At 31.5% G+C, this 19,467-nt stretch carries 18 protein-coding genes; 3 read left to right on the forward strand and 15 right to left on the reverse strand.

The genetic code is table 11. From position 1 onward, the window contains the following. Positions 1-139: 139 nt before the first annotated feature. The 6 genes from fsa to B7R65_RS00455 form a co-directional block, all read right to left on the reverse strand. Positions 140-805 (reverse strand): fructose-6-phosphate aldolase, encoded by a 666-nt coding sequence (fsa, locus tag B7R65_RS00430; protein ID WP_088040691.1) that lies wholly within the window; start codon positions 803-805, stop codon positions 140-142. Between the two features lie 48 nt (positions 806-853). Then, the gene (gene gnd, locus B7R65_RS00435; protein WP_088040692.1) at positions 854-1,747 is read right to left on the reverse strand and encodes a phosphogluconate dehydrogenase (NAD(+)-dependent, decarboxylating); all 894 of its coding nucleotides are present in this window, start codon (positions 1,745-1,747) and stop codon (positions 854-856) included. Between the two features lie 103 nt (positions 1,748-1,850). After that, positions 1,851-3,845, reverse strand: coding sequence for a transketolase (gene tkt, locus B7R65_RS00440; RefSeq protein WP_088040693.1), 1,995 nt, complete (start codon positions 3,843-3,845; stop codon positions 1,851-1,853). A 23-nt stretch (positions 3,846-3,868) separates the two neighbouring features. Next, positions 3,869-5,368, reverse strand: coding sequence for a glucose-6-phosphate dehydrogenase (gene zwf / locus B7R65_RS00445; RefSeq protein ID WP_088040695.1), 1,500 nt, complete (start codon positions 5,366-5,368; stop codon positions 3,869-3,871). Positions 5,369-5,642: 274 nt separating this feature from the next. Beyond that, entirely contained in the window at positions 5,643-6,833 is a 1,191-nt protein-coding gene (locus B7R65_RS00450; protein WP_088040697.1) for a DUF445 domain-containing protein, read from the reverse strand. 145 nt (positions 6,834-6,978) lie between these two features. Next, complete coding sequence (locus tag B7R65_RS00455) at positions 6,979-7,404, reverse strand: GNAT family N-acetyltransferase (protein WP_256941101.1); 426 nt, start codon at positions 7,402-7,404, stop codon at positions 6,979-6,981. Between the two features lie 141 nt (positions 7,405-7,545). On the opposite strand from B7R65_RS00455, the gene B7R65_RS00460 reads away from it, so the two are divergent. Beyond that, entirely contained in the window at positions 7,546-7,911 is a 366-nt protein-coding gene (locus tag B7R65_RS00460) for a hypothetical protein (protein ID WP_088040699.1), read from the forward strand. Between the two features lie 232 nt (positions 7,912-8,143). Here B7R65_RS00460 and B7R65_RS00465 read toward each other — a convergent pair whose 3' ends face one another. From B7R65_RS00465 to B7R65_RS00475, 3 genes are all read right to left on the reverse strand, one after another. Beyond that, complete coding sequence (locus tag B7R65_RS00465; RefSeq protein WP_088040701.1) at positions 8,144-8,962, reverse strand: SPL family radical SAM protein; 819 nt, start codon at positions 8,960-8,962, stop codon at positions 8,144-8,146. A gap of 57 nt (positions 8,963-9,019) precedes the next feature. Further along, a complete protein-coding gene (locus B7R65_RS00470) occupies positions 9,020-9,538 on the reverse strand; it encodes a methylated-DNA--[protein]-cysteine S-methyltransferase (RefSeq protein WP_088040703.1) in 519 nt (172 codons plus the stop codon). Positions 9,539-9,689: 151 nt separating this feature from the next. After that, positions 9,690-10,259: a DUF1836 domain-containing protein gene (locus B7R65_RS00475; protein WP_088040705.1), complete on the reverse strand. Its 570-nt coding sequence runs from the start codon at positions 10,257-10,259 to the stop codon at positions 9,690-9,692. Positions 10,260-10,400: 141 nt separating this feature from the next. Between B7R65_RS00475 and trhA the strand changes: the two genes are divergently transcribed. Continuing rightward, the gene (trhA, locus tag B7R65_RS00480) at positions 10,401-11,048 is read left to right on the forward strand and encodes a PAQR family membrane homeostasis protein TrhA (RefSeq protein ID WP_088040707.1); all 648 of its coding nucleotides are present in this window, start codon (positions 10,401-10,403) and stop codon (positions 11,046-11,048) included. A 105-nt stretch (positions 11,049-11,153) separates the two neighbouring features. Here trhA and B7R65_RS00485 read toward each other — a convergent pair whose 3' ends face one another. The 6 genes from B7R65_RS00485 to B7R65_RS00510 form a co-directional block, all read right to left on the reverse strand. Next, positions 11,154-12,281 (reverse strand): Ger(x)C family spore germination protein, encoded by a 1,128-nt coding sequence (locus tag B7R65_RS00485; protein WP_088040710.1) that lies wholly within the window; start codon positions 12,279-12,281, stop codon positions 11,154-11,156. Continuing rightward, entirely contained in the window at positions 12,271-13,374 is a 1,104-nt protein-coding gene (locus B7R65_RS00490) for a GerAB/ArcD/ProY family transporter (protein ID WP_088040712.1), read from the reverse strand. The genes B7R65_RS00485 and B7R65_RS00490 overlap by 11 nt, the downstream gene beginning before the upstream one ends. Continuing rightward, on the reverse strand, positions 13,367-14,860 hold the full coding sequence (locus B7R65_RS00495; protein ID WP_088040714.1) for a spore germination protein: 1,494 nt from the start codon (positions 14,858-14,860) through the stop codon (positions 13,367-13,369). Before B7R65_RS00495 ends, B7R65_RS00490 begins: the two co-directional genes overlap by 8 nt. 239 nt (positions 14,861-15,099) lie before the next feature. Then, entirely contained in the window at positions 15,100-16,953 is a 1,854-nt protein-coding gene (locus B7R65_RS00500) for a PTS fructose transporter subunit IIABC (protein ID WP_088040716.1), read from the reverse strand. Between the two features lie 10 nt (positions 16,954-16,963). Further along, positions 16,964-17,875, reverse strand: coding sequence for a 1-phosphofructokinase (gene pfkB, locus B7R65_RS00505; RefSeq protein WP_088040718.1), 912 nt, complete (start codon positions 17,873-17,875; stop codon positions 16,964-16,966). After that, entirely contained in the window at positions 17,875-18,627 is a 753-nt protein-coding gene (locus B7R65_RS00510) for a DeoR/GlpR family DNA-binding transcription regulator (protein WP_088040720.1), read from the reverse strand. Before B7R65_RS00510 ends, pfkB begins: the two co-directional genes overlap by 1 nt. A 351-nt stretch (positions 18,628-18,978) precedes the next feature. Here B7R65_RS00510 and B7R65_RS00515 point away from each other — a divergent pair, with 351 nt between their 5' ends. Further along, positions 18,979-19,464, forward strand: a complete 486-nt coding sequence (locus B7R65_RS00515) for a DinB family protein (RefSeq protein ID WP_088040722.1) — start codon at positions 18,979-18,981, stop codon at positions 19,462-19,464. Positions 19,465-19,467: the final 3 nt, after the last annotated feature.

The following is a 19,467-nucleotide window of genomic DNA, read 5'->3' on the forward strand; positions in this document are numbered from 1 at the left end:
TTAAAAACCCCCAATTCCTAGCTACAGTATAAACAGTATCACAGAATTGGGGGTTTTAGTTCAAAATCAAATTTCTATTTTGTTAGTTTGTTGTATGTCAAAGTTAATTAGAAACTATGATCTTGTATGCGTTTATAAATTAAAGAGATGTTTTTGCCCAATCCGCAGCGAATTTTTCGATACCTTGATCTGTTAATGGGTGCTTAGATAGTTGTTCAATAACGCTATAAGGAATAGTTGCGATATGTGCTCCAGCTAATGCAACACGTGTAACATGGTCAGGATGACGTACTGAAGCTGCAATAATTTGAGCATCTAAATTATGAACTCGGAATAATTCAGCAATTTTAGCAACTAATAGAACACCATCTTCAGAAATATCGTCTAAGCGACCTAAGAATGGAGAAACATATGTTGCACCTGCTCTAGCAGCTAAAAGTGCTTGGTTAACTGTGAAGATTAAAGTTACATTCGTTTTTACACCTTTTTTAGTTAGGTAACGACATGCTTCTAAGCCAGCAAGTGTCATAGGTAACTTAATTGTGATGTTTTTATCTCCACCATTGATTTTAATTAACTCATCAGCTTCAGAAATCATTTCTTCAGCTGAAATTGCATTTGGAGTTACTTCAGCAGAAACTGATTCTACTTCAGGAACTAATTTTAAAATTTCTTCGATTCGATCTTCGAATTTCACGCCTTCTTTAGCAACTAAAGATGGATTTGTCGTAACTCCAGATAATACACCCAATTTATAGGCTTTTTGAATATCCTCTACATTTGCTGTATCAATAAAAAATTTCATGATTGTTTTCCTCCAATTATTAAATATATTTTCTATTTTATACTTTAATTATTTCTTTTCAACTGCATGTCCACCAAATTCGTTACGAAGTGCTGCAACAACTTTACCAGTAAATGTATCGTTGTCTAAAGAACGGTAACGCATAAGTAGTGACATAGCGATTACTGGTGTTGCTGCTTGAAGGTCTAATGCTGTTTCGATTGTCCATTTACCTTCGCCTGATGAATGCATAATTCCTTTAATTTCATCAAGTTTTGCATCTTTAGAGAATGCATTTTCTGTTAATTCCATTAACCATGAACGAATTACTGAACCATTATTCCATACTTTTGCTACTTTTTCGTAATCGTAGTCGAAACCACTTTTTTCTAGTACTTCGAATCCTTCACCAATTGCAGCCATCATACCATATTCAATTCCGTTATGAACCATTTTTAAGAAGTGACCACTACCAATTTTCCCTGCATATAAGAATCCATTTTCAACTGAAGTATCTTTAAAAATTGGTTCAACGATATCCCAAGCTTCTTGATCTCCACCAACCATGTAACAAGCCCCATGACGTGCGCCTTCCATTCCACCAGAAGTACCTGCATCCATAAATTGAATTCCATTTTCTTTAAGCTCATTATAACGTCTGATTGATTCTTTGTAGTGTGAGTTTCCTGCTTCAATGATAATATCACCTTCAGTTAAGAAAGGTTTTACTTCACTGATTACTGAATCAACGACAGCATGTGGTACCATTATCCAAAGAATTCTAGGTGTATCTAAATTTTTCACAAGTTCTTCTAAGCTTGAAGTACCTGTAGCACCAAGATTTCTCATTTCTTCAACAGCACTATGATTTACGTCAAATGCTACTACCTCATGATTATTGTCCATTAAATTTTGACCTAAATTTAATCCCATTTTACCTAAACCAACTAATCCTACTCTCATACATTTATCCTCCCAAATCATCCATTGTTATATTAATGTTTTTCTCTAAGTAAAGTTTTTTATGATAAAAGTATTAAATTACTTTTTAAATCTCAGCTTTAAATTAAGAATTCAATAAATTTTTACTTACTTTAACTACATTTTCAGTAGAGAAGCCAAATAATTCCATTACTTCATTTCCTGTTCCAGAAGCTCCGAATGTTTCAATTGAGATTTTTTTGCCTTTGAAACCTACATAGCGCTCCCATCCAAGTGAGATTCCCATTTCAAGTGAAATACGATTTGAAATAGTTGAAGGTAGAATAGATTCTTTATATTCTTCAGATTGTTTATCAAATAATTCCCAACTTGGTATTGAAACTATTCTTACAGAAATGTTTTCTTTTTCTAATTCTAATTTACTGTTAACAGCTAATGAAACTTCAGATCCAGTCGCGATTAAAATTAAATCAGGCTGATCGTTAGTTTCCGTTAAAATATATCCGCCTTTAGAAAGGTTCTCAATATTTTTAGCAGTCTCTTCGAATACTGGTAAATTTTGACGGCTTAACACAAGTGCAATAGGTCCTTCTGTATTTTGTAATGCATAAGCCCATGCATTTGCTGTTTCATTTGCATCTGCTGGACGAATAACTGTAAGACCTGGTATTGCTCTTAGTGCAACTAATTGCTCAACTGGCTCGTGTGTTGGTCCATCTTCACCTACTGCAATTGAATCATGAGTAAATACATAAGTTACAGGCAATTTTTGTAATGCTGCTAAGCGAATTGCAGGACGTAAATAATCATTAAATACAAAGAATGTACTAACAAAAGGTTTTACACCGCCATGAAGCGCCATTCCATTAGCTGCAGCTCCCATCGCATGTTCACGAACGCCAAAATAAATGTTACGTCCAGCATACGATTCAACTGCAAACTTACTTTCATCTTTAATATCTGTCATTGTTGAATGAGAAAGATCTGCACTTCCTCCAAAAATTTCAGGGACTAATTTTATATAGTGATTAATTGCTTCACCACTTGCAACTCGAGTAGAAATTGTTTTTTGAGAATCAAAAGTTAAAAGATCGTTTGAATCGATTAGAACTTCACCCTTAATTGCTTTTTCTAGTTCTGTAGCTAAAGCAGGATAGTCATCACGGTATTTAGTAAACATATCATTCCATTTAACCTCTAAATCGCTACCTTTTTGAAGCAGTGCATTAAAGTGAGCTTTTACTTCTTCTGGTACGAAGAAATCTTCTTCATAATTCCAAGCATAAGCTTTCTTTGTTTCTTTTGCTTCATCAAGTCCAAGTGGATTACCATGTGCCTTGTTTGTACCAGCAACTTTAGGACTACCATAACCAATAATTGTTCTAATTTCGATAATAGTTGGTTGACTTGTATTTTGTTTTGCAAGTTCAATTGCTTTTGAAATCTCAACATGGTCGTTTCCATCTTCAACACGTAGATATTGCCAATTTAAAGACTCAGCTCTCTTTTGCATATCTTCTGAGTAGGAAAGATTTAATGTTCCATCTAGAGAAATATCATTTGAATCATATAAAACAACTAACTTGCCAAGTTTCATATGACCAGCAAGTGACATTGCTTCATAAGCAACACCTTCCATTAAATCGCCATCACCTGCAATTGCATATGTGTAATGGTCAATAATTGAAAGGTCATTTTTGTTAAATTTAGCAGCTAAATGCGCTTCTGCCATTGCCATACCTACTGCAGTAGCGACCCCTTGTCCTAGTGGCCCTGTTGTAGCTTCAACTCCATCAGTATGACCAAATTCAGGATGTCCTGGTGTTTTACTATTTAACTTACGGAACCCTTTTAGGTCTTCGATCGTTACATCATAACCTGCTAAGTGTAATAAACTATATAACATACTTGACCCATGACCAGCAGAAAGCACAAAGCGGTCACGATCAAACCATTTTGAATTTTTAGGGTTATGTTTTAGGTGATTAGCCCATAAAGCGTAAGCCATTGGTGCAGCACCCATCGGTAGGCCAGGATGACCAGAATTTGCTTGGTTAATAGCGTCAATTGATAATGTACGAATTGTATTAATCGATAATGTTGAAATATCAGTATTCATCGTTAAATTACTCCTTTTTAATTTTATAAAATCATTTTGTTATTAGTGTCTTCTGATAACGGCAAAATATCATTATCTAGCCACCAATGAAATCCATTTTCTTTAAGTAATTCATCGGAAGCAACTGGTCCATTAGAACCTGCTTTATAAGATTGAAGTGGTACAAGATTCTCTTCAAATGCCTCTAATATTGGTTGAACCCATTTCCAAGCTAGCTCAACTTCATTCCAGTGTGCAAAAAACTTAGCATCTCCAAGTAAAGCATCATTTATTAGCAATTCATATGCTTCTGGTTGATCGTCTTTATCCACGAAATACTCTGCTTTTACAGGTTCAATTTTTCCATCTATATTTTTACTATTTAAATAGAAAGAAACACGTTCAGTTGGGTTAATTTCTATTACTAATAGATTTGGACTACTTTTGGCATTATTTTTCGAAATGGATTGGATTGGGTTTTTAAACTCAAAAACAATTCGAGTAGATTTTTCTTTCAACCGTTTACCAGTACGGATATAGAATGGAATACCATTCCAGAAATCATTTTCAATCCAAAGTCTTGCGGCAATATACGTATCATTTTTAGAAGAGAACTCTATACCTGGTTCGTTTCTATAAGCTACGACTTTTTTGCCATTTAATTCACCTGAGCCATACTGAGCCCGTACGACATGTGAAGTGACTTCATCCTTTGATAATGGTCGAAGTGATTCAAGTACTTTCTTCTTTTCTTCACGAATATCATTTGCAGTATTTCGATTTGATAAATGCATTGCTGTCATCATTAACAGTTGCAGCATGTGATTTTGAAACATGTCACGAATTGCTCCAGCATTATCATAATATCCGGCTCTTTCTTCAACACCGACTGTCTCACTTGCAGTTATTTGCACGTTTGCAATATATTGCTTATTCCATAATGCTTGTAAAACAGGATTTGCAAATTCCAATGCTTCTAAGTTTTGTACCATTGGCTTCCCAAGATAATGGTCGATTCGATAAATTTCGTCTTCTTTAAAAGATTTGCTTAGTTTTTCATTTAATTCTCTAGCTGTCTTTAAATCACGACCAAATGGTTTTTCAATGATCAATCTTTTCCAGCCTGAATTCGAGCCTAAGCCACTTTCTTTAATATTTGACGCGATTAAATCGAAATATTCTGGAGCAACTGATAAATAAAACAGTCTGTTTTCTGGAATACTTAATTCACTTTCACGTCTTTTGACAAGATTCAATAACTCTAAATAACCTTCTTTATTTGTAATATCTAACTGTTGGTAGCTGATTGATTTTAGAAATGCATCAACCTTGTCATTTTCAATCGCACGTCTAGAAAATGTAGTTAGAGATTTTTGTACTTGTGATTGAAACTCACTGTCTGAAAATTCTTTCCTACCTAAGCCTATTACAGAAAACGCTTCAGGCATTTTTTGATCAAGAAACAGATTATATAAAGCAGGATAAATTTTTCGTTTTGCTAAATCACCTGTAGCTCCGAACAATACAAATGACATAGAATCCATTAACTAAACCTCCTCATGTCGAACTCATTTAAATACTGTAAATAAAATATATTTTCAAACGTTCAATATCTTTAAAACGAGATAATCTAAGTTCAAATAATTCTGCTCAATTATTTTCGGAAAATATTTTTTACACTTTATTATAATACAAGAAAAAAATTTTTGTTTCCATAAAAATGCATTTTATTTCTACTTAATTACTCGCTTTATAAAAAAACACCTTATTAACTAAAAAGTTAAATAAAGTGTTTTTTTTAAATAATTTGATGTTTGATTATGAAAATACGATTTGAAGTGATGTTAAGATTAATCCAATTAGGAATCCACAAACAGCACCGTTTACTCGAATCCACGTTATATCTTTCCCAATTTTGTTTTCTAATAAATCGGTTATTTCTTCAGTAGACAATTTTTCAATATTAATTCGAACTAAATCTCCAATTTTATGATGATATTTTTCGATTGCATCAATTAGCATCTGCTTAAAACTTATTTCTAACTTTTCAATCCAGCCTGATTCCTTAATAAATACGATAATCTTGGTTAAACTTTCAAAAATAAAATTTGCATCTGATAGCTTGTTTTTAAACCAATTGATCCCTTGTTCAACAATATAATCATAGCCTTTAAGCTTCCACTCATCTAATTGACGTATAATATTGTCATTCGACTTATTCTTTTCTGCTTCTATTCGAATAAACGATAGGATTAAGTTTCTTCTTTCACTATTTGGATCTTTTAATTCGGTTAATAAGTCTAGTAATCCTCCGTGGATAAACTCGGTTATTTTATCTTCACCAATCATTGGAAGAAAAGCTTTTACCATAAAAAATTTTCTTTCAATAAATTGGATGATCTCTCTTCCAATCATTTCTTTAATATGAGGTAAACGGACATAATCCTCTAATTTCGTAAGTAAAAATTCATATGTTTTAGAGTCCCAGTGATTCTCAAAGACGGTATCGACTGCGTTGGTCACTAATTTTTCAGAGGAAATTGATTCAATACTTGGTCGAATTGAATTCTTTAAGAAATTTTCAATTGTCTCATTTTTTATCGTTCCCCCAAATTGTTGAATCGATTGGATGATTTTTGCTCTAGTATCTGGATTTTCTAACAATTTTTCAAATTTATTTAAACCTTGTTCAAGCCATTGTCGTTCTTCTACTCTTTCAATCAAGCTTTGTTTACTTAACCATTGATTGTTTAATGTACTTAATATTCCTTCAGTAATCTTTGTTCTATTTTTTGGTAAAAGTGCAGTATGTGGGATCGGTAAACCAAGTGGATGACGAAACATCGCAGTTACTGCAAACCAGTCTGCTAAACCACCTACTAAAGCAGCCTCAAACCCTCCAGATAAAATCTGAATAATTTTAGAATCGAACGGCATTGTTGCCACAAACCCACAAGTTGCAACAAAAAGTGAGATATTTGCTAGCCGTTTTGAATTTTTTTCCTTCATTACTAAATTGCCTCCTAAAACTGTTTGAAAATAGTATATCACTCCTTTAAGTTCATACTAAATTCAAAAACACTTTTTTCTCATCTACATTAAAAAAGACTGTTTTCACAGCCAAAAAACAATTAAAAATGAATCTCAAAAAATTTTATACTTCCATTTGAAAATGATGACAAGTAATATTTAATCCATTTTTAAGATAAAAACGGTGTGCATCAAATCGATGTACTCCAGAGTCTAAATGAAATTGAACACACTCATTTTTTTTTGCTTCATGCATTAACCAATCCCATAAAAGTTGAGCATAGCCTTTTTTTCGGCTTAATTCATTCGTAATTAAATCGTCAACGTAAAAATATTTCCCCCATGCTAATGATTCAGTTATATGATATCCAGCGACAGCAGCTACCTCTTCATTTTCAATTACTGCAACTAAATTGTATCCATTTGTTTGAATTAAACGATTAATTAATTCGATATAATCGTTTTGATTTAAATGTGGACGTAATTGATTTACAGTTTTAAACGTTCTCAAAATATCCGTATCACTTCTCATTATTTTTATTTCAGCCAAAATTAATCTCCCCATCTCATTTGCGAATTGATTTTTATTTCATAGTCTATCTATTTAAAATATCAAATTATTATGTTTTAATAAAAGGTTTTTATGTAAAAAAATAGAATCTATCATTAATCGTTTTGAAAGGAATAAATTATGAAAAAAAAATTAATTTTTACTCTTTCGATTTTGATAGTAATCCTTGTAATTGGCTTTTATAAAATATTTATCAGAGGAACTGTGGAAAATATTAGTTTTTTATCTATCCATCACGTTGAAGCATCTGACTATTTAATAAATATAGTAGCCGATAATCCAAATAGTGCTTCAATGATCAGTGGAGTAGATTACAAATATAAAAATCGTACTGTCTATCTAAAGTTTAGAAGTGCACCTGTAAATCAATTTGGAAACTCTATAAATGAGAAAAACATTTTGATAACAGATTATTTCCCTAATGTAAAAAAGATAGTTTTACTTGGTAAGACAAATCAGAAGAAAACGGTTTGGGCCATCGAATAAGTGATTGTTTACGTTTTTGGTATAGGAAGTGAAGCACAAAACAATGAAAAGTACTATGTAGTTCTTTTTGATGTAGAAAAATAGAATTAAAATAAATGCAATTAAAATAACGCAGAGACTAAAAATTCCTGCGTTTTTAGATTTTATCGTTTAAATACTTGCTCTATTAATTGATTATTACGTTATTCGACTTACCAACCAAAATACTTAGAAAAGATCAATACTATATTCGTTAAGGTTCGAATCCTTTTTGACTAATATAAATCTGATTATCTGAAAAATATTGTTTAAATCGCTCGTAAACTATTTTATAAGCGGTAGTACTATACCCTTCTTCTAAACCTAATTCATCATATTTTGTTGCGATGCCAAGTCGTGTTGTCCTTTTCCCACCACTCCCATCACCCATAAAATAATCATCAATACAAATTCTATTTACAACAGTAGATAATTTTATTGGGAAATCTTTACTACTAGGTAAAAGTGGAGCAATAGTCGCCTGGGTAGGTATTCCTGCCTCCGCTAAAACTTCTAATGTTTTTAATCTTGCTTGAATGGGAGGAGCCTCTGGCGTGAAATATTTTCTAATATTTTCTTCATCTGTTTCAATCGTCATACTTACCCGAACTTTATCATTAAATTGAGATAGTAAGTCGATATCTCTTTTAACAAGTGGGCTACGTGTTTGTACAAATAAAAAGTCGGGTGGAACTTCCAACATTGATTCTAATAAACTTCTAGTTACTCTTTCTTTTGATTCAATTGGTTGATATGGATCAGTACTTGAGGACATGAAGATCGTTACTTTCCCCTTCTTTTTTGCTTTTTGAAGTTCATTTCGCAAAAGTTCCGCTGCGTTCTTTTTAATATCAACCCATTCACCCCAATCACCACTTCTAAAAAGTGAAACTGGCATTTGACGAACATAACAATATGAGCATGCAAATGAGCATCCTGTGTATGGATTTAAAGAATGCGTGTAGCCAGATAGAAAACCCGTTGCTTTATTAAGTATTGTTTTTGGATTCTTATAATATATTTCACTCTTCATTAAATGTCCTCCAAAAATTGTTATACTTATCAAAAAGTAGAAGTAGATTAGAATTTTTTATATTATTGACTCCATTTTCAAGAGATTAACTTTCATTTCTAAGCCACCACGATAACCAGTTAAAGAACCATTTTTACCGATAACTCGGTGACATGGAATTGCAATTAAAATTGGATTTGCACCTATAGCTGTTCCAACCGCTCGAACAGATTTTGGTCTATTTATAAAATGTGCAATATCTGAATATGACTTTGTTTCACCATATGGAATGTTGCATAATGCATTCCATACATCTAGTTGAAAAGATGTGCCTTTAAAGACTAGTGGTTGTGTAAAATTTTTTCTCTGGCCATTTAAGAACTCGATTAACTCTTTTTTGTATGTTTGTAATTTATTAGGGTCTTCAATAAGTTCATTACCTGGAAAATGTTTGTTTACCCATTTTACTAATTCAGCAAATGACTCATTTTGCGATCCTACAAAACATAGTCCTTTGTTTGTAGCAGCTATATAAATATTCCATTCATTATGATTTATAAGTGTCCAATTTACTACTTCATTATTGTTAAGAACCATATTGTTCACCTCTTGTAAAATTTTAACTATATAAATTATTATAACCTTGATCGCAACAAATGACTTGTTGATAAAATGAAAGAGCAAGATTTTGATATTTAAATATAGAAAAAATAAAACCCACTAGATTTTAATCTAATGGGTTTTACGATTAACCTTTTGCAATTAATTCAGCTACTAAATTTTCAGCAGCATTTTTATATAAATTACTAATATTAACAAATGATGAAATTAGTAATAATTGCTCCAAATATTCCAAATCATCATGTTCAATTTGTTCTAATTGTGAGTTTACATCTTCTACTCTAGATCGAACATCCTTCTTAAATTCTTCTTTAGTTGAATTGTTCAATGCTAAGAAACTGTTATAAATTTCATCTAATTCAAAATCTTCATCATCATGTATTTTAAGATTTAATTTATTTAAAGTGTCTTTAATGTCATTTATCGAAAGTGCACCTTTTAAATGGTAAATGAGACTAATTAAAATAATATGTTTCTTTGAATACTTTTTATTTTTAATAGGGAAAAGCAGCTTAGCCTTTGCATAATTATTTATCATTGTTTTTGTTAGGATTTTCTCATTCGAATTCCGTTTAGCAAATTTATTATCAAATAATTGAATAACTTGATCCATATACAGATCGATTTCAGGTATATCCTCTAATGTTATTTTATTCTCTAAGTCTAGCTTCTCAAGTAAGTCTTTTATATTTATCATTTCTAACCTCAATTAACTTAATATTGTGTTTTATTATAACATTTTTAAAATGCTTATTCAAACGCTTGACTATATAATGTTGTTAATGATAACTTTATATGTAGTTATCAAAACTACATAACATAGTCGGAGGAGATTTTAATGGAAAATTATATGCGTGAACCAATTAATACGTTAACACATCTTGTCGGTGCAGTTTTATCCCTTATTGGCTTAATTGCAATGGTCATTAAAACGGTCTATTTAGATTCTTCTATTCTGGATATAACGTCGGTAATTGTATTTGGAATTAGTATGATACTTCTCTATTTGGCTTCTACGACTTATCATATGGTGTTAGCAAAAGATAAAGTAATTTCATTTTTGAGACGATTAGATCATTCAATGATATTTGTCTTAATTGCAGGTACATATACTCCTTTTTGTTTAATTAGCCTAAATGGAAAAACAGGTTGGATTATTTTTTCAATTGTCACATTTATTGCGCTATGTGGCATCATGTTTAAAATGATTTGGTTTAATTGTCCGCGATGGCTTTCAACATCTCTTTATATCGCTTTAGGGTGGGTTATTGTCATTGCATCTGCACCTCTTTCAAAGGAAATTGGTTTAACAGGTTTATCTACTTTAATTGTTGGTGGGTTATTTTACACAATTGGTGGCGTAATCTATGGTTTAAAGCCTAAATTTCTTTCATTTAAAAATTGGGGCTTTCATGAGATCTTCCATGTATTTATTATGTTGGGAACCCTTTCGCATTTCCTATGCGTTTATCTTTTTGTCCTTTAGAAATATTTAAATAAAAGACTATGTTAAAAATATAAAGCCAAATAAAAATATGCCTCATCGTGTTTGAGTTATTTTGTACTCAAACATGACGAGGCTTTTTTGTTTTTATTCAATTATCCCCGTTCCAACTACTTCTACTTTTACAACTGGATTGATTTTTATCTTTGGATAAGTTTTCATCCAATCTAATTGTTTCCATACCTTTGGATGAAATGCTATTAAGTCTCTTCCAATTCCTAAATAATCACAATTTGCTTCTTGTAAAGTTTGAATAATTTTTCGTGCTTTTGCTGTTAATTGTTTTGAGATTTCTTCATTCAATCTATTTATTACTTTCTTTTTAGAAAGTTCATCTTTTGGATACTCTAATGTTTCTACTTTTAAATATAATTTAATATCGAGTGATATATCATTATTTTTGGAAATTTTAAGTTCTTTTTTAATCTTATTTTTTTTAACATCAATTGAAACAAATTTATTTCTCATATCTTTTTCTTTTGGATTAACATTTAATGTGAATTTTGCGAATTTTTCCATCTGATCCTTTAATAACAAAAGTAATGTAGGATCTTCTTCTGTAATGTTATAACCTGTATATTTACGACCATTAAATAATGCTACACCTGTTACATCTATCATATTATCTTTTGTTTTTTCAACTAAAGGAAGAGCAATATCTTCACCTGGGTCGAATATGGTTGGACATATAGATTGAACATTTTCATTCGGCACGATTGTATACGTTTCTGCTGTTGTAATAATTTTTAAAACTTCCTCGCTGATCAGTGTTTCTTCAATCATTTTAAGTTTTAAAATTTCATCGGATCTCCCTTTACTTACAACAACCTTTGCTCCTAATGAACTACGTGGATCTCGGTAAATAATATCTAAAACTGGATAGATATCTTCTTTCGCCATCTCATTACTAAAAAGTAAAAGCCTTGTCTTACTCACCGCATAGTCACCAGAGATTTTTCGTGAAATTTTCGATCTGGAGTCTGACAACGTAGGTGCAACTGCCTGAACAATGACATTTGTTGATTCAGGTTGTCTCGTTCCTTTACTCGATTGTGAATTTGTTCGAATGACTGCGGTTAATAACATATTTCCATCTTTCTCTAAATCTCCACCAAAACCATAGACAACCTTTGCTTCTTTTAATAATCTTTGGTCCCAGCAACTCGATAGAAATAATAAACAGCTAAATGTTAGAAAACAAATTTTATATTTCATGTAATTTACCAGGATCTTTCTTTTTTCGGATTACTGAGACGATCAATAATATGAAAGGGATCAAAGCGATATAAATATAGCTCGAATACGAAACAAACTTGTTAAATTTTTGAAGAACATTTTCCTCTTGCGGTATGAAAATTGAAATGATCACAATCAATACACCTAATACAAATGTCGCTTTTTTATGATTTTTTAATTTTAATAATTTACTAACTCCGACACTTGAGACATGTAAATAGGTGACAAATGAAGTGATAATCGGTACGACCCAAATAGATAAAAAAATTAAATCAAGCCTTTCAACTACTTCATAAGATAAAGCTTTTAGCATATAAAGAATGGGTTCAGTAACGATTTCGATTTCTTTCGGACTAAAAACAACATAACTAGTAATTAAGAAAAATGTATATAAAATTGAAACAAAACCAATTGCAATTGATGAACTTTTCAAAATTTCTTTGTTAGTTGCTTTAACGAAAGGAAAAATGATTAATATCGCTTCAAAACCTAACATAGACATGAGTGAATCATGAGATCCTAACAAAATATTCTTTACTCCAGATTGTCCAATTGGAAATAAATATTTAACATTCGTATCAGTATAAGAAAATAACTCTAAAATAACTAAAAATACGATTAAAATAGACACAAAAGTAAAAAACCTTGATATTACTTTTAAATTTTCTCTTCCAAGATAAACACCTGTACCAACAATACAAAGAATAATGACGTAAGGTGGTGTAAGAGTTAAAATCCATTTTTTTAAAATTGCTACAGTAACCGAAACAACAAATATTGATATAAGAAAAAAATTGAGAATATAGAAAAACGATATGATATTTCCTATAAATTTGCCTACGATTTTGTTTACGTATTCATAAATCGTATCATTTGGGAATCGTTTACCAAGTGCCCACATAATGAACAATAAAATAAAAACCCCTACTCCGGCTATTAAACCTGAAATCCATCCATCACTTTTAGCATGAAGATGGACCATGTAAGGTAAAGAAAGTAATCCTACTCCAATTTGAGCTTGCAAAATAAAGAACATTAATTGTGATTTTGATATTAATTTTTCATTATTCATTATTTTTCCAGCCTCTTGAATTTTTTGTTTTTCTAAATTTCTTTGGTAGTGGAGATTTAGGTCTTTCGTTCATTTTCCACATTGGCAATCTATAAATCGTATCTTTCATATCCTTAGATCGAAATGGTGCAAACGGAGCAAAATATGGTGAACCAAATGATTCTAACTTACAGAGATGAATTAAAATAATCACAAGTCCAAAAACAATACCTATTAGTCCTATAAATGATGCAGCGAACATTAATGGAAATCCTAATATTCTTACTGATGTACCCATTTCACTATCAGGCACAACAAATGATGAAATTGCAGTTAAAGCTACGACAACTAGCATCGTATTAGAGACTAAATTAGCTTCTACCACTGCAGTACCAATTACAAGTCCACCTACTACACCAAGTGTTTGGGAAATAGGGCTTGGTAATCGGATTGCTGATTCTCTAAGTAATTCAAGAATAATTTGCATACTTAATGCTTCGATTAAAGGAGGAAATGGCACATATTCTAATGAACTTTTTACATTAAAAACTAAATCAATTGGAATAATTTCAAAATGAAATGAGACTAAGGCAATATATAATGCAGGAAGTGATATTGAAATGATGAAACTTAAAAGCCTCATTAAGCGAAAAAATGAAGCGATAATCCATCTGCTATTATAATCATCTGGCGTTTGATAAAATGAAAAAAAAGTAATCGGCATAACTAAAACAGATGGAGTACCATCAGTTACCACAGCTACCCTTCCATCCATTAAATTAGCAGCAACACGATCCGGTCTTTCAGTTGAAAGCATTTGGGGAAATGGTGAAAAGGAATTATCTTCTATAAATTCCTCTATATTAACGACATAATCAACGTCTATATAAGAGAGTCTCCGTTTAACTTCTTTTACTAGTTCTTCATTTGCAATCGAAACAACATATACTAAAGCAATTGTAGTATCTGATTCTCGCCCAAGAGTTAGGTAGTTAACAACAAGATTCGGATTATTTATTCTCCTTCTAACTAGATTAATATTTATTTCCAAGCTCTCTACAAAGCCATCATGAGAACCCCTTACTACTTGTTCGTTATGTGGTTCATCAACCGCCCTATTTTCAAAGGAAGAAGTATTTAAAAAAACTGCAGTTGTTTCATTTTCAGTAAAGATAATTGTTTTTCCCTTCACTAATGCTAAAATACTTTCATCTAGTGAGGTTGATAACTTAATATCTTTATTAGAAAGGATATTGATAATTCCTTCATTCGGACTATTAATGATTTGTTGGAGTTGTGTTTCAATAACATCACTTTTTACAATCGTATCAATATATAAAACAGCTACTTTTTGATTATTTTTTTCTATATTCCTTATGGTTAAGTCACTTGTATTAAATAATGCGTTCTTTACAAAATCAATATTAGTTGATAAATTATCCGATACGACTTTTACTATTTCTTTATTACTTGAACGGTAATTAGAATTGTTTTTTTTCGAACGCATAGATGAAATGTCACCTCAAAAATCCTCAAATAAAGTAATTTTATTTTGTGTATAATCAATTGGATTATACATTTATAAAACGTATAATCGAATAACCTTTTATACTTCGTTTTAAGAATTTAATTTGACTAGTTGAAATTGAACTTTAATATTGACTTTTAAAATATTTAATCTAAATTGGCTTTACAAAAAAACACGATAATTCCATTAGGATTTATCGTGTTTTATACTAGATAAATTTATAGTTCTTTCACTCTTCTTTTCCATAGTCCTAGTATGATAGCTGTAACAATTGAACCGATAATTATCGATAATATATACATAAATGGTTTATTAACTAATGGAATAACAAATATTCCACCGTGAGGAGCAGGTAAAGTAATACCAAATCCCATGGATAAACCACCTGCAATTGCTGAACCAATAACCGAACTTACTATAACTCTTACTGGATCTGCAGCTGCAAAAGGTATTGCACCTTCAGTTATAAAAGAAATTCCCATAATATAATTTGTAATTCCTGACTTACGCTCTAATTCTGTAAATTTAGATTTAAAAAATGTCGTAGCTAATGCGATCCCAATAGGTGGTACCATACCACCTGCCATAACAGCCGCGTGAGGTCCGAAATTATTAGCAGCAATTGCAGCAAGTCCAAAAGTAAAGGCTGCTTTATTGATTGGACCACCCATATCTACTGCCATCATACCACCTAAAATTAAACCTAGTAAAATGGCATTTCCACCACTTAAGCTGCTAAGCCAATTAGTTAGTCCTGTATTCAAAAACGTTACAGGAGGATTAACAACAAGTTCCATTAAAACACCAGTAATCAATAAACCAAAAACAGGATATAACAGAACAGGTTTCATTCCTTCGAGTGCATTTGGTAAGTTTGAAAATAGTTTTTTCAAACCCAATACTACATACCCAGCTAAGAAACCTGCTACGAGACCTCCTAAAAAACCTGCTCCAGCATCAGCTGCTAAAAATCCACCGACAACACCTGGAGCAAAGCCAGGTCGGTCAGCAATTGAACTCGCTATAAATCCAGCTAAAATCGGTACTAAAAAACTAAAAGCACCAGTGCCTCCAACCTTCATTAATAATTCTGCTAATGGACCTTTAGTATGAATCCCACCAAATGCAAATGCTAGAGCAATTAAAATCCCTCCACTTACAACAAATGGTAACATGTTACTTACACCATTCATTAAGTGTTTGTAAATACTTGGTCCATTAGATGTTGATTTAGATGTATCTGAACTAGTATGTTTAGAATGGAAAATTGGGGCATTTTGATTAACTGCTTTCTCAATGAGTTCCTTTGGTTTGCGTATCCCATCAGCAACTGGAACTTGGATAACGTGTTTACCATCAAAACGATTTACATCAACTTTTTTATCAGCGGCAACAATAATTGCTGTTGCTTTTTTTATTTCATCTATTGATAACTCATTTTTTATGCCTGTTGAACCATTTGTTTCAACTTTTATATCGACATTTAATTCCTTGGCCTTGGCTTTTAATGCATCAGCGGCCATGTAAGTATGTGCAATACCTGTAGGACAAGCAGTAACAGCAAGAATCAATGGACGAGTTGAGTTATTAGAAATTAATACCTCTTCTTCATGAATCGATTCTTCCTTGTTATTAATTAATTGAATAATCTCAGAAGCTGTATTAGCACTTAAAAGTAATCTACGAAACTCTTCATCCATTAATAATGTAGATAATCGTGATAATGTTTCTAAATGTGCATTATTTGCGCCTTCACTTGCAGCGATCATAAAAAATAACTTTGCGGGTTGAGCGTCCAATGACTCATAATCAATTCCTGATTTTGATCGACCAAATACAATTGATGGTGTTTTAACTGCAGCTGTCTTCGCGTGAGGAATGGCAATCCCTTCACCTATCCCAGTTGTGCTTTGTTTTTCACGAGCTATAATTGCATCTTTAAACATTTCTTTATCATTTAATCTACCCGTATTAAATAATACATCTGTCAGTTCATTAATAACCGATAATTTTGTGGTTGATTTTAATTCTATGAGTACCGTATCAATTTTTAGTAAGTCTGTTATCCTCAATTTCCTCACCCTATCTCTTTTCAAGTTTTACTTCTAAAAGTAATTCTTCAATTTTTTCTCTATTAGTTAAGTCAGCTGAAAAGGCTGTTGCACTTCCAGTTGCTACACCAGTTTTAAATGAATCTTCATAAGAATTTGTTTTTATAAACGTTCCTAAAAATCCAGCAACAAGTGAGTCACCTGCTCCAACTGAATTAATTACTTTGCCTTTAGGTACATTTGCTACATAAACATCATTTTCAGTTAATAGGATTGCACCATCGCCTGCTAAAGAAATTCCAACGTTTTTTGCACCCATTTCAATTAATTTTTTTCCATATGGAATAGCTTGCTCGATTGATGTAATTGATATATCAAACAATTCTCCTAATTCATGATGATTAGGTTTAATGAAAAATGGTTTATGTCTAACAACATCTAATAATGCCTTTCCACTTGCATCCACTACAATATTTATACCTTTTTCATTAGCCCATTTTGTAAGTCTTTCGTATAGATTCTGAGGTAGAGAACTTGGAATATTTCCTGCCAAAACCAAATAATCATCTTTTTTAATTTGTTTGAGCTTATTTAAGAATTGATCTAATTTTTCATCTGAAATAGTTGGTCCTTGCCCATTTATTTCTGTCTCACTTTGAGATTTCAATTTAATATTTATACGAGTATCTTCATCAACTTTTACAAAATCAGTAAGGACTTTTTCTTTCACCAATTCATTGACAATGTATTCTCCAGTAAACCCACCGACAAAACCTAAAGCAATACTTTCGACACCTAATCGCTTTAAAACTCTTGAGACATTGATGCCTTTACCACCTGGGAATTTATTGTCATTCTTCATTCTATTTATCTCACCAATTTGAAAGTGATTTACTTCCACGATGTAATCGATTGAAGGGTTTAGAGTTACAGTATAAATCATTATTTCACTACCTTTAACAAAGTTGTTTTTTCTTCGAATTGTTTCGCAATATCGTCATCAAGTTCATCAGTTATGATCATGGCATCTTCAATATTACCAAATTTTGCAAATGAGGTTTCTGTAAACTTAGTATGATCCGCAAGAATATAAACTTTTTCAGAATTTGCTAATGCTGTTTTCTTAATAAAAGCTTCCTCAGGATCAGGCGTAGTGTAGCCAAATTTTGAATGAATCCCATTAGCACCTAAAAAACATTTATCAAATCGAAAGTTTTGAAGGTTTTCTGATGCCATATTTCCTATTAAGGCTTTTGTATGCCCTTTCATTTTTCCACCTATAAGATAAGCCGACACTTCATTTTCAAATAAAGCTTCAACATGCATTAAACCATTTGTCACGACTGTAATATTTATCCCTTTTAATAAAGGAATCATCTCATAAGTAGTACTTCCTGCATCCAGATAAATACAATCTCCATCATTAATTTGAGAAATTGCTAATGATGCAATGAATTTCTTGTTTTGAACGTTCTTGGATGTTTTTTCAATCATACTTAGTTCTGTTGCTTTACCATTAACTAAGGCAGCTCCACCATGAACTCTTTTTAATAGATTAAGTGATTCGAGTTCAATTAGATCCCTGCGAATTGTTGATTCAGAAGTATCTGTAACTTCAACAATTTCTCTAAGTTTAACGACGCCTTGTCGCTTTACCATTTCAATAATTATTTGCTGTCTTTCAGGTGTTAACATATAAATCATCCTTTCGGTACACTTAGTATAATTTAGCGAATAACAAAAATCAATCATTTTCATTCAAAAACATTCATAACCGTTCATTTTTTTAAAAATTGAATTATCACTATTTTTCAAATAAAATGGATACTGAAGCGGTTTGCACTTTTATGTTATTTAATCTTCACTAATTTTTGCCTTATCAGCATATTTATGTATGGATTTTCGAAAATTATTGTCTACCGGCTATTAGTATCGTTAAGCTATTTTGAAAAGAGTCTAAATTTTTAGTAATTCATAGCTCTGTAATCTATTACCTCAATTAAATTAACAGTTTACTATTCTATCAAATGAAATGAGGGTATTTTCTTGAAAGAAAACATTGAAATTCGTAAGAAGTTATTAGAGAGCGTTGAAATGTTAAGTGATGAACAATTAAATCAAAAAGTTAGTGATGACAGTTGGTCAATCATGCAAGTTTTGGATCATTTATACCTGATGGAATCTAAATTGGTTAAGCTTATGACTCGTACGGTAAAAGAAGCACCCACTGAATTAACGTCAGAAAAACCGATTCATTTAATTATCGATCGTTCACGTAAATTCGATGCACCTGCACATTTTATTCCTTCAAATGAGTTTACATCACTTGATGAAATGAAACAAAAACTTATTCATTCTAGAAATACTTTAATCGAATTTGTTGAACAAACAAAGGATCTTAATTTAGATGATAAAGGCATGCCCCATCCCGTCTTTGGTCAAATCAATATAAAACAATGGGTTCCATTTATTGGTCTTCATGAAAAGCGTCATCTCGAACAAATTAATGAAATAAAAAAAACATTAAAATAAAAG

Origin of the sequence: Bacillus sp. EAC, assembly GCF_002156875.1 — a bacterium.
Lineage (GTDB): Bacteria > Bacillota > Bacilli > Bacillales > Bacillaceae_G > Gottfriedia.